Here is a 13,823-nt window from a genome sequence, read left to right as displayed (position 1 = left end):
ATAACATTACATGCATTATGCAAATTACCGGAACCCACTTCAACTATTACTATGTGTGTCATCGCAAATTATGGCTATTTGCCAATGGCATAAACATGGAGCATACCAGCGAGCTGGTGGCCGAAGGGAAGCTGATTCATGAAAATAGCTACCCGTTCCGGTCGGAAAAATATACCGAGATTGAACTGGATGGTATAAAAATAGACTATTATGACGCCCGAAATCGGGTGGTACATGAGATTAAAAAGAGTAAAAGTCACAAAGAAGCTCATGAATGGCAAGTAAAATACTATCTCTATGTACTGAAACAGAATGGGGTGCCCGAAGCCAAAGCTATCCTGGAATATCCAAAACTGAGGAAAACGATGGATGTTGATCTTTCCAACGAAGACGAAGCTTTAGTTGAAAAAATGAAATTGGAGATAGAGTCACTTCTTACATCTGAAGTATGTCCGCCTCGCATAAACCAGAGCAAATGTAAAAACTGTTCGTATTTTGATTTTTGCTTTAGCGGGGAGGATGAATAGCTGATGAGGTAGAGAGTTGATGAGCTGATGAGTTAATGAACTGGCGAGGTTGGGAGTTCAACAGCTAATCAGCTTATGAGGTAGTGAGCTAGTGAGGTGATGAGTGGGAAGTAAAGAATCAGAGCAACCTGAACACTGTATTACTCAACACTATTTAGTTCATCTACTCATTAGATCAACAGTTCAACAGCTAATCAGCTTATGAGGTAGTGAGCTAGTGAGGTGATGAGTGGGAAGTAAAGTATCAGAGCATCCTGAACACTTTATTACTCAACACTATTTAGTTTATCTACTCATTAGCTCAACAGTTCAACAGCTAATCAGCTTATGAGGTAGTGAACTGGCAAGGTGGGAAGTTCAACAGCTCAACAACTAAAAACACTTATTATGAAGAAAACCTTCTATCTTTTCAATCCGGGCGAGTTAAGTCGCAAAGACAATACTTTAAAATTTACACCAATTATTGACGATAAGGTTGGTCAGCCCAGATATTTGCCAGTTGAAAACATCGAAGATTTTTATGTGTTTGGCTCCCTAACAGCCAACAGCGCGCTATACAACTTTCTGGGACAAAGCGGCATTGCAGTTCATTTTTTCGATTACTATGAGAACTATACCGGTTCGTTTATGCCTCGTGACCAGCTACTGTCAGGGAGAATGCTCATGGCTCAAACGTCACATCATACCGATTTGGTGAAACGGATGAGAATAGCCCATGCGTTTGTTGATGGGGCATCTTCTAATATTCTTAAAAACCTGAAATACTACCACAACAGAGGCAAGGATATGACTGAGATTATCGAAAAAATTGAAAACCTACGACAATCGATACCAAATTCATCGGCAATTGACCAATTAATGGGCGTTGAAGGCAACATCAGAATGACATATTATGATGCGTTCAACCTGATAGTAAATGATTTTGAGATGGGCAACCGTACCAAACAACCTCCCCAAAACGAAGTGAATGCGCTTATCTCATTTGGAAACATGATGTGCTATAGTCAATGTTTGCGGGCTATACATCAAACGCAACTCAATCCGGTTATAAGCTACCTCCACACGCCCGGTGAACGTAGGTACTCCTTGGCACTTGACTTGGCAGAGATATTCAAACCGCTACTGGTTGACAGAACAATTTTTAAAGTGCTCAACAAAAAAGAGCTGCAAGAGAAGCATTTCGACCGTCACTTAAACCGTTGTCTACTCAATGCCAATGGCAAAAAGGTATTTGTTCAGGCCTTTGAAGACAGGTTAAATGAAACCATCAAACATAGAAGTCTTAATAGAAATGTGAGTTACAAGCACCTGATAAAGCTGGAATGCTACAAACTTTCAAAGCACTTTCTTGGCATTGAAGAGTATAAACCTTTTAAAATGTGGTGGTGAGGTGGGGAGTTAGTGAGCTAATGAGTTAGTGAGTTGATTAGTTCAACAGCTTAAAAACTCAACAGTTCAACAACTAATGAACTAGTGAGTTGGTGAGGTTATGAGCTAATGAAATTGTGAGATGACAGGTGGTGAGTTAAACGGCTCAATAACTCTTTCGTTCATCAGTTCAATAGTCCATCAGTTCATCAGCTCAGCAGTTAATCATCTAGTTCAATTAATAGCATATTATGAGTGATTATAACAAAAAGTACGAGGAACGAACAAAGTTGTTTGCGATTGAAATAGTAAAGTTCTATTCCGGATTATCGAAATCAACGGAAACGCAAGTTATCGGTAAGCAGCTATTACGCTCAGGGACTTCGGTAGCTGCCAACTTTCGGGCAGCATGCAGAGCTCGTTCCACAAGGGAGTATTTTTCAAAACTCTGTATTGTTGTAGAAGAGTGTGATGAAACCCTATTCTGGCTTGAATTACTTTCAGAATGCGCTTTACCCATTAACAATCAGACTTTAGGCAAATTACTATAAGAATCCGAAGAGTTATTAAAGGTATTCTCAATAACACGTAAAACATTAAAAACTAAACTCTATAGCTAACCAGCTAATGAATTAGTGAGTTGATGAGTTGATGAGTTGATGAGCTGATGACTTAATGAACTGGCGAGGTGGGAAGTTCAACAGCTAATCAGCTTATGAGGTAGAGAGCAGATGAACTTGTGAGTTAGCCAGATTAACAGCTCAATAACTCAAGAGTTCAATAACTAATGAGCTAGTGAGGTGATGAGCGGAAAGTAGATTATCAGAGCGAGCAACCTGAACACTCTATTAATCAACACTCTTTACCTCATCAACTCATCAGCTCACGAACTCAACAGCTAAACAACTACCCCTATGTATATAATTCTCATGTACGATGTAAACCAAAAACGAGTAGCAAAAATGCTGAAACTCTGCCGGAAATACTTGAATTGGATTCAAAATTCGGTTTTTGAAGGGGAAATCACAGAAGTGAAATTACTCGAATTAAAATATAAAGCGGAAGAAATAATGGATTCGGAAACAGATAGTTTAATTATCTTTAAGAGTCGACAGGAAAAGTGGCTTGACAAAGAAATCATTGGCAAGGAACGCTCTGAAATTGATAACTTTATATAACCCTTGGTTGTCGATGTGAAATTTTCAGGCTCTCAATTGGCAAACTATTTTCATATTGTGCACCAATAAGTTCTTTGACATACTAACAATCAAAACCATACACCATATTGTCGATGTCCGGTACTTTTTAAACAATCGGACATCGACAACCTATTAACATTAAAAAGAACAAAAACATAATAGTAAACCCCAAGAAAACCGTTGTTTTTTTTATTAATTTCAACGGCTCCCAACCGCACCATAGTGGAATTGAAATGTTGTAATATCTGAGGTATTACAAACTTCGGAAACTCCCAACCGCACCATAGTGGAATTGAAATGTATTGAAACTAAGTCTTCCTGAGTGTTTACGATTCTCCCAACCGCACCATAGTGGAATTGAAATAATTTGAACCGCCAGTTCATTGAAGCAAATCCAACTCTCCCAACCGCACCATAGTGGAATTGAAATGAGGCTCAAATGCAGCGTTTGGTAGCTGCTGGTCCTCCCAACCGCACCATAGTGGAATTGAAATCAATCTGGATATAACTATCAGGCTCGATTAATAACTCCCAACCGCACCATAGTGGAATTGAAATGGGTTATTTAACGATTTAAAATGTAAAAAATTAACATCTCCCAACCGCACCATAGTGGAATTGAAATGAATGAAAAAAGGAAGCGAAAAATATCCCCAAATCTCCCAACCGCACCATAGTGGAATTGAAATAAATTTTGTGCAATCTCAAAAGATTCGTTTATCATTCTCCCAACCGCACCATAGTGGAATTGAAATTTAGTATTTGAATATCAGTCGTAGGACTTGATGTTTCTCCCAACCGCACCATAGTGGAATTGAAATTCAAGTAATTAATGATAAATCCCACTTTGATTTTACTCCCAACCGCACCATAGTGGAATTGAAATAACATTTCAAATCTAAAATGCTCACCGCAATGAGCTCCCAACCGCACCATAGTGGAATTGAAATGTATATATCCCCCTGCTAGATTTGCCTCATTGTCCTCCCAACCGCACCATAGTGGAATTGAAATTGTCTATCATTCTTTGAACCTGTACCGGATTTGATCTCCCAACCGCACCATAGTGGAATTGAAATAATAAATCTACAATGCCTTCTGTAACCTCTTTGCCCTCCCAACCGCACCATAGTGGAATTGAAATGTATGTAGGTGTGTTGACCGGATGAAAGCCTTTTGGCTCCCAACCGCACCATAGTGGAATTGAAATTAATAATTTGTGGGTTTTACAATGCCCGCCCAGACTCCCAACCGCACCATAGTGGAATTGAAATTCAATGATGTAAAACAAATCATTATGCCATATACCACTCCCAACCGCACCATAGTGGAATTGAAATGTCTTTAGGCAGAACTAACCAATCACCCTCTGTCACTCCCAACCGCACCATAGTGGAATTGAAATTTATCAGAATACTGTTTAATGAGTTGTATTTGCCTCTCCCAACCGCACCATAGTGGAATTGAAATTTAGGCACAACTTTCTCTATCGGTATCAACTCAACCTCCCAACCGCACCATAGTGGAATTGAAATTTACTTTCCGTGGTCAGTGCGGCGAGCTGTGGTATCGCTCCCAACCGCACCATAGTGGAATTGAAATACAGCTTTGCACGTGGCAAAACAGAGAAAGAACTGCGCTCCCAACCGCACCATAGTGGAATTGAAATATACATCGGTTATCTGAATACAGCCGGTTCAGATCCCTCCCAACCGCACCATAGTGGAATTGAAATACGAAATTGCCAATCTGCGCAAACAAATCCACGAACTCCCAACCGCACCATAGTGGAATTGAAATAAAGACTATTGCGTTGTAATCCTGCAAATTCAAGCTCCCAACCGCACCATAGTGGAATTGAAATGAGTGTCTATATACTTTGCGTAAATCAACACTTTCTCCCAACCGCACCATAGTGGAATTGAAATACAATAAGAAGGTGACGCTGCTCAATGTCATCGACTCCCAACCGCACCATAGTGGAATTGAAATAACCTTGTGTGAGCCTGCTGATTTTCCTATCGGTTCTCCCAACCGCACCATAGTGGAATTGAAATTTAGTTGCACCTGTTATGCATAGAGTAAACGTATTTACTCCCAACCGCACCATAGTGGAATTGAAATACACTTTACCTTCAATTGCTAAAACACCTTATTATGACTCCCAACCGCACCATAGTGGAATTGAAATACAAGAACAAAGAATCAAGGTCAGGAGGCTATGCAACTCCCAACCGCACCATAGTGGAATTGAAATCTTTTAAGCCTTTCAATAAAGGTTCAAAATAGATACTCCCAACCGCACCATAGTGGAATTGAAATAATTAAAGAGAAAGGACAAAAAGTAATGAGAAGAAGCTCCCAACCGCACCATAGTGGAATTGAAATTAAAATCGTGAGCATTTAATGAGGTTGTTAAATTACTCCCAACCGCACCATAGTGGAATTGAAATCAATAAAGAATTCATATTAGTAAAATAAGTTTCCACTCCCAACCGCACCATAGTGGAATTGAAATCCGTTACATCCTTTGTAACTTGGGTTTTAACCAAACTCCCAACCGCACCATAGTGGAATTGAAATATTGTAATTTCTGAGGTGCTTCAAACTTCGGAAACTCTCCCAACCGCACCATAGTGGAATTGAAATATTTAAAAGGTTCTTTGAAGAGCATGGTTTCGTCATTCTCCCAACCGCACCATAGTGGAATTGAAATAAAAATCAAAGTTGCATTTCAGAAAGCAAAAATCCTCCCAACCGCACCATAGTGGAATTGAAATGCATTTTCAAGAGCGTATGTGAGCTCCTTGGTCTTTCTCCCAACCGCACCATAGTGGAATTGAAATGATAGAGCTGGCTAGAATGGGAAAAACGGAGGCCGCTCCCAACCGCACCATAGTGGAATTGAAATCAAAAAAATAAACGTGCGCTTTGCCTTCGCCTCCATCTCCCAACCGCACCATAGTGGAATTGAAATTTGTATTTAACCAGGACAACCGCGAAGGCGACATCTCTCCCAACCGCACCATAGTGGAATTGAAATAAAACAGGGGCTTTTTTGTTGGCGCAAAAAAAAAAGTCTCCCAACCGCACCATAGTGGAATTGAAATTGTTTATCGCGCGCCTCACCTCTTCTAATTTTACGCTCCCAACCGCACCATAGTGGAATTGAAATATGATCCGGAATTGTTCGACAAGTTGCTGGATGACTCTCCCAACCGCACCATAGTGGAATTGAAATTCCTTCAAGGAATAGCGTTCTGGCGGCATCTCTGTCTCCCAACCGCACCATAGTGGAATTGAAATTATTAAGCCAGTTTACATTGTATTGCTCCACAATCTCCCAACCGCACCATAGTGGAATTGAAATCTCCATTTCACGGCCCTTAACTGTTGTGAAAAGCTTCTCCCAACCGCACCATAGTGGAATTGAAATAACCAAGCAGGTTCAGCAGGCTGGCGAAATCAACACTCCCAACCGCACCATAGTGGAATTGAAATTAATGTGATGAATCCCCTGCCGCTTGGGGTCGTCCGGCTCCCAACCGCACCATAGTGGAATTGAAATTTCACTTACAATAATTTTACCGTTTAAAGCTTGTTCTCCCAACCGCACCATAGTGGAATTGAAATTGATTTCCATCTGCCATATCTTCAGAGAAAAAACCCCGCTCCCAACCGCACCATAGTGGAATTGAAATTGGCTCCAAAAAACCTCTATTACGCCAAGGGAATTCTCCCAACCGCACCATAGTGGAATTGAAATACATCTATGCGTTCTGTATTTTCACAGCTACAAACTCCCAACCGCACCATAGTGGAATTGAAATTGAGTAATTGAATGGCTGGTGGCGTGTGCACATGGTGCTCCCAACCGCACCATAGTGGAATTGAAATATGTGCAGGCAAAGGCAGAGGCAAAGGTAGAGCAGGCTCCCAACCGCACCATAGTGGAATTGAAATGCTCTGCCTCATTAGTGCGCGTTATCTCCCACGTGCTCCCAACCGCACCATAGTGGAATTGAAATAAAGACTATTGCGTTGTAATCCTGCAAATTCAAGCCCTCCCAACCGCACCATAGTGGAATTGAAATGATTCTGAGATTTTTCAAAAAGAGAAACCTGCCGCTCCCAACCGCACCATAGTGGAATTGAAATACTAAAAGCACCTAATTTTAATCAAAACCGCAAAACTCCCAACCGCACCATAGTGGAATTGAAATATACTCAGGACCTTATTGGTGAGCTGGGGCGCGGTCTCCCAACCGCACCATAGTGGAATTGAAATGATTTAGAAACTTTGTCGAGTTTCATGTTTCATTTTCTCCCAACCGCACCATAGTGGAATTGAAATCTGTTTTGGAGTTCTGTAAATTATTTGATTATTCGCTCCCAACCGCACCATAGTGGAATTGAAATACCTTTTAAGCACGGTCTTTAAGCTTGCAGTTAACCTCCCAACCGCACCATAGTGGAATTGAAATGCGCCACAGTGCTGAACTATGACATGCTGAACGATCTCCCAACCGCACCATAGTGGAATTGAAATATTGCATAAACATAGTGTTATAAACCGTGCTTTTTCTCCCAACCGCACCATAGTGGAATTGAAATTTCAATATTATCCGATAAGCTGATTTTTCAGATAACTCCCAACCGCACCATAGTGGAATTGAAATGGTACCTTCTTTGGTTAAGAAACCATGAATGGGAACTCCCAACCGCACCATAGTGGAATTGAAATCTCAATGAAACTCCATTTGATTGGATCTGAACCGGCCTCCCAACCGCACCATAGTGGAATTGAAATTGATAGCACAAGAAATAAACATGTTTGGTGCTGCCTCCCAACCGCACCATAGTGGAATTGAAATGATATTTTTGGGCGGTGACAGAAGCGAAAGTGATACTCCCAACCGCACCATAGTGGAATTGAAATAACGATGAAGAGCTAAGAGGCACAGGTGAAATCATTCTCCCAACCGCACCATAGTGGAATTGAAATTGTTATGGCGTACCGTTGAAGTTATCCTATCCTGCTCCCAACCGCACCATAGTGGAATTGAAATAAAGTCAAATCATGCGTAAACAAAGAGCTTGAGCACTCCCAACCGCACCATAGTGGAATTGAAATACCTTACCAGTGGATTCAATCACAGGAAGAAGAAGTACTCCCAACCGCACCATAGTGGAATTGAAATTTGATACGGACAAGTATCGCCTTGCCAGTATCGTGCTCCCAACCGCACCATAGTGGAATTGAAATACCTATTACCACTTCATTTTGTGTTACAGAGAAGGCTCCCAACCGCACCATAGTGGAATTGAAATGTGTTTCGCTGACGGCTGAAAAAGCCGCCAGACTCTCCCAACCGCACCATAGTGGAATTGAAATTGCGGATCAACCGAATGGAAGAAGAGCACGAAGGCACTCCCAACCGCACCATAGTGGAATTGAAATTCCAGACGGCGAGGTCGTTCCTGTTTTCAGATGGGTCTCCCAACCGCACCATAGTGGAATTGAAATTTTTTCAAAGCAGAAACTACTTTATCCCAATTAACTCTCCCAACCGCACCATAGTGGAATTGAAATGGCATTACGAAACAACCGAAAGACTCGAAGGAATTCCCTCCCAACCGCACCATAGTGGAATTGAAATATTTAATTAAGACGTGCATCCTGTTTGACACATTCACTCCCAACCGCACCATAGTGGAATTGAAATAAAAAAATGCTACAAGTGAATCAATTCAGCTCCCTGCTCCCAACCGCACCATAGTGGAATTGAAATGAGGGCACTGTTGGTGTCTTGGATTGGATACCTGTCTCCCAACCGCACCATAGTGGAATTGAAATAAATGTACTCAAGATGGATTAAAGAATATGAAAATTTCTCCCAACCGCACCATAGTGGAATTGAAATATGGTGGTGTGTTTCAGGGCAATAGTTTTTTTAATGCTCCCAACCGCACCATAGTGGAATTGAAATTATGTTTTTGAAGCATCCTCAATAGATGTTGCTTTTCTCCCAACCGCACCATAGTGGAATTGAAATATTCTATTCAACGTCGGAGCTCCCTCTAGCTCATTAACTCCCAACCGCACCATAGTGGAATTGAAATGCATTGAGACGCTTACTTTTGGAACCGGGATTACCGCCTCCCAACCGCACCATAGTGGAATTGAAATTGAGCGTGATAATTGCATGATCGCGCAATCCCTTCCTCCCAACCGCACCATAGTGGAATTGAAATAAAAGTATGAAAAGAAAGTCGCTCGTTTGCTTAAACTCCCAACCGCACCATAGTGGAATTGAAATTCGTGTTTAGTCAGATGAAGGTCAACGGCGATGTGCTCCCAACCGCACCATAGTGGAATTGAAATCGCCTGCTATGCGCTGCACATCCTTAAGATAACGCTCCCAACCGCACCATAGTGGAATTGAAATAAGCCTTCTGCCATCTGGCCTCCGCGGCTTTTGCTGCTCCCAACCGCACCATAGTGGAATTGAAATGAACCAAAATGAGTATCAAGGATCTTATCACCTTCTCCCAACCGCACCATAGTGGAATTGAAATAGCAAAAGAAAGCCTTACTATGTATGTGAATATATCTCCCAACCGCACCATAGTGGAATTGAAATAAGTAAAAAATAAAAGTTAGGAATTTTTCCTAAGAACTCCCAACCGCACCATAGTGGAATTGAAATACAATTACCTCACCGGATAACGGTATTCTACTCATCTCCCAACCGCACCATAGTGGAATTGAAATCTTATTTATTTTAGTAGATGTACATAATTGAGTTACTCCCAACCGCACCATAGTGGAATTGAAATGACTTTCAGTGCGTTGGTGTAATACATCTCGCCCAACTCCCAACCGCACCATAGTGGAATTGAAATCTGATCTTTCAATTATTTCATTAAATTTTCTCATTTTCTCCCAACCGCACCATAGTGGAATTGAAATATCTTACTATTTACATTATTAATAATTGTTTTTGATTCTCCCAACCGCACCATAGTGGAATTGAAATTCCGAACGCCTCCACGTTAATGGTAATACCCTAATCTCCCAACCGCACCATAGTGGAATTGAAATGCCCATACGTGTCATTTTGTTAATTATCTGCTCCCTCTCCCAACCGCACCATAGTGGAATTGAAATAAACGCTTTGGCATTGAAGTAGTTGGCCTTGCATACTCCCAACCGCACCATAGTGGAATTGAAATAAACGCTTTGGCATTGAAGTAGTTGGCCTTGCATACTCCCAACCGCACCATAGTGGAATTGAAATTGACGCTCAAAGTGCATATAAGCGCGAATCTGACAGACTCCCAACCGCACCATAGTGGAATTGAAATTCTTGTATCGGTTCGGGCAGGCAACAAAGCCACCACTCCCAACCGCACCATAGTGGAATTGAAATTTTGTTTGCGCTCACGGTTAAATACGTACAAGTCGGCTCCCAACCGCACCATAGTGGAATTGAAATTCACGAATGAATTTATGTTTCGAACATTGCAATTCCTCCCAACCGCACCATAGTGGAATTGAAATTCAGAAAAAGCGGTTTGGGATAAATACATTGACAGTCTCCCAACCGCACCATAGTGGAATTGAAATTCTTTAATTGTCCAAAAGAAATCAGACATTACACCCTCCCAACCGCACCATAGTGGAATTGAAATACTCAAACGATAAATTCAAATTTAACTGCTGCGTTCTCCCAACCGCACCATAGTGGAATTGAAATAAGAAAAACCTGTTGTAAAGCGTGGGCGCAAGCCGACTCCCAACCGCACCATAGTGGAATTGAAATCAAGGATGTGCACATTCCGGGGATTTGGAATAAATCCTCCCAACCGCACCATAGTGGAATTGAAATCCTTCGGAGGCAATCTAACATTTAGCTCGGGAGCTCTCCCAACCGCACCATAGTGGAATTGAAATCATGAATGCGGATACGCAAGGGGCCACGCTTCATACTCCCAACCGCACCATAGTGGAATTGAAATTTGCCCGACAAAGTGCCTAAATCAGCGTCAACAATACTCCCAACCGCACCATAGTGGAATTGAAATTTCTTCTGTCAGATGGGAAATTAGAGCGACGCTCTTTCTCCCAACCGCACCATAGTGGAATTGAAATTTCATACCACATCTCCAGATATTCATCCGATGTCATACTCCCAACCGCACCATAGTGGAATTGAAATGAAGGTACTAATCAATACTTTACTAATGCGCGCGCTCCTCCCAACCGCACCATAGTGGAATTGAAATTTCAACACAGACACCAAAATATAAAAAGCTATAATTCTCCCAACCGCACCATAGTGGAATTGAAATTCATTACAATAGATAATCGTTCCATGTCAATTCCCTCCCAACCGCACCATAGTGGAATTGAAATATCCTCATTATCACCTGACTGACTTTCAACTGAATACTCCCAACCGCACCATAGTGGAATTGAAATTCTTGTCAAACTTGCTCACATACTTGCTTTGTGCTCTCCCAACCGCACCATAGTGGAATTGAAATGTCGTTTTGCGAAGCATACACGCCACAACGATTAATCTCCCAACCGCACCATAGTGGAATTGAAATGTGGACACCCCGTCGATATTGATTGTCGTCTGATTCTCCCAACCGCACCATAGTGGAATTGAAATTCGATAAAACGCACATTATGTCCCGCAGGAATGGCGCTCCCAACCGCACCATAGTGGAATTGAAATCGTGAAATCTCCAGCAAGGAGACGGGAGCTTATCCTGCTCCCAACCGCACCATAGTGGAATTGAAATTACGCAGTTGCGGCGTCAATGTGTCCTTACGTGGCTCCCAACCGCACCATAGTGGAATTGAAATATTATTGTGAGTGAGAGCACGGTGATGAATTACATCCTCCCAACCGCACCATAGTGGAATTGAAATCACTTCAACGGCAATTTTTTATAACGCGTGTTGTCTCCCAACCGCACCATAGTGGAATTGAAATTTACATATTGGCTTCTGTTGATTGTAGTCTCGCGCTCTCCCAACCGCACCATAGTGGAATTGAAATAAGGATCCGATGTTTAACCGAATATGGCAACGCAGACTCCCAACCGCACCATAGTGGAATTGAAATATACTTTCAATATTCAACAGATGGTAGGATCGCACGCTCCCAACCGCACCATAGTGGAATTGAAATGGGGAGCCGTGAAGGGGATGGCGTGTACATGAAGACTCCCAACCGCACCATAGTGGAATTGAAATGATGGAACAAGCTTGAACCCTTCTACCGTGACAACTCCCAACCGCACCATAGTGGAATTGAAATCTGTGTTCAATACATGCACATACTTCTTTTTGTAGGCTCCCAACCGCACCATAGTGGAATTGAAATATGGAAGTCGAGGTTGAGCATCACATAGTGAATAACTCCCAACCGCACCATAGTGGAATTGAAATAAGGATCCGATGTTTAACCGAATATGGCAACGCAGACTCCCAACCGCACCATAGTGGAATTGAAATGCGGATTGGCAGGCACTGTAGGAAGCTTCACCTTCGCTCCCAACCGCACCATAGTGGAATTGAAATCTAATAATCCATCAATCAGAAGAAAATGAATTTTCTCCCAACCGCACCATAGTGGAATTGAAATTGGTGTTCATCTCCTCATATTGCCGCGCCTCATCGCTCCCAACCGCACCATAGTGGAATTGAAATAAAGTCTTTTTATCTTCAAGCATTTGTATGTAAGTTTCTCCCAACCGCACCATAGTGGAATTGAAATGAACTATCTCAAAAAATGGCACTTGAAGCGGAAGAGACTCCCAACCGCACCATAGTGGAATTGAAATAAGGTTCTCTCTATGCTGACATATCCACTGTCACTTCCTCCCAACCGCACCATAGTGGAATTGAAATTTATGCATCGTGTCAATGTATTTACACATTTCTTCTCTCCCAACCGCACCATAGTGGAATTGAAATATGCCAAAAGCTTTTAGATCCTCGTCGTCAAACCCGCCTCCCAACCGCACCATAGTGGAATTGAAATGAAGCCAGACCACTGCGGATAATTATCTAACGGTTGCTCCCAACCGCACCATAGTGGAATTGAAATTTTTTGAAAGTGATGTAATTGAAAATATGCAAGGCTCCCAACCGCACCATAGTGGAATTGAAATCTAATAATCCATCAATCAGAAGAAAATGAATTTTCTCCCAACCGCACCATAGTGGAATTGAAATTGGTGTTCATCTCCTCATATTGCCGCGCCTCATCGCTCCCAACCGCACCATAGTGGAATTGAAATAGTTCAACAATGCGCTTTGTTCTTTTAGCCGTCCAGCTCCCAACCGCACCATAGTGGAATTGAAATAAAGTCTTTTTATCTTCAAGCATTTGTATGTAAGTTTCTCCCAACCGCACCATAGTGGAATTGAAATGAACTATCTCAAAAAATGGCACTTGAAGCGGAAGAGACTCCCAACCGCACCATAGTGGAATTGAAATAAGGTTCTCTCTATGCTGACATATCCACTGTCACTTCCTCCCAACCGCACCATAGTGGAATTGAAATTTTTTGAAAGTGATGTAATTGAAAATATGCAAGGCTCCCAACCGCACCATAGTGGAATTGAAATCTAATAATCCATCAATCAGAAGAAAATGAATTTTCTCCCAACCGCACCATAGTGGAATTGAAATTGGTGTTCATCTCC

Annotated in this window: 4 protein-coding genes and 1 CRISPR repeat array; all 4 genes read left to right on the top strand. The window is 41.9% G+C overall.

Annotation, left to right across the window (positions count from 1 at the left end):
- Positions 1–17: 17 nt before the first annotated feature.
- The 4 genes from cas4 to cas2 all read left to right on the top strand — a co-directional run bounded on the left by cas4 (position 18) and on the right by cas2 (position 3,073).
- Positions 18–527 carry a CRISPR-associated protein Cas4 gene (gene cas4 / locus ALKIM_RS0112190; RefSeq protein WP_026474893.1) on the top strand — a complete coding sequence of 170 codons (510 nt, stop codon included), beginning with the start codon at positions 18–20 and terminating at the stop codon, positions 525–527.
- A gap of 387 nt (positions 528–914) precedes the next feature.
- Complete coding sequence (gene cas1b, locus ALKIM_RS0112185; RefSeq protein WP_026474892.1) at positions 915–1,916, top strand: type I-B CRISPR-associated endonuclease Cas1b; 1,002 nt, start codon at positions 915–917, stop codon at positions 1,914–1,916.
- A gap of 230 nt (positions 1,917–2,146) precedes the next feature.
- Positions 2,147–2,446, top strand: coding sequence for a four helix bundle protein (locus ALKIM_RS18445; RefSeq protein ID WP_044117926.1), 300 nt, complete (start codon positions 2,147–2,149; stop codon positions 2,444–2,446).
- Positions 2,447–2,809: 363 nt separating this feature from the next.
- Complete coding sequence (cas2, locus tag ALKIM_RS0112175) at positions 2,810–3,073, top strand: CRISPR-associated endonuclease Cas2 (protein WP_026474891.1); 264 nt, start codon at positions 2,810–2,812, stop codon at positions 3,071–3,073.
- Positions 3,074–3,299: 226 nt separating this feature from the next.
- Positions 3,300–13,809: direct repeats of the CRISPR family, unit length 30 nt; unit sequence CTCCCAACCGCACCATAGTGGAATTGAAAT.
- Positions 13,810–13,823: the final 14 nt, after the last annotated feature.

Origin of the sequence: Alkaliflexus imshenetskii DSM 15055 (assembly GCF_000517065.1) — a bacterium.
GTDB classification, from domain to species: Bacteria; Bacteroidota; Bacteroidia; order Bacteroidales; family Marinilabiliaceae; genus Alkaliflexus; species Alkaliflexus imshenetskii.
The sequence above is the reverse complement of the archived record's forward strand: the minus strand, read 5'-3'. Positions and strand labels throughout refer to the sequence as shown.

Coding starts and splice junctions, on each gene's coding strand:
- cas4 (WP_026474893.1), top strand. CDS start 18: ATGCAAATTACCGGAACCCACTTCAACTATTACTATGTGTGTCATCGC.
- cas1b (WP_026474892.1), top strand. CDS start 915: ATGAAGAAAACCTTCTATCTTTTCAATCCGGGCGAGTTAAGTCGCAAA.
- ALKIM_RS18445 (WP_044117926.1), top strand. CDS start 2,147: ATGAGTGATTATAACAAAAAGTACGAGGAACGAACAAAGTTGTTTGCG.
- cas2 (WP_026474891.1), top strand. CDS start 2,810: ATGTATATAATTCTCATGTACGATGTAAACCAAAAACGAGTAGCAAAA.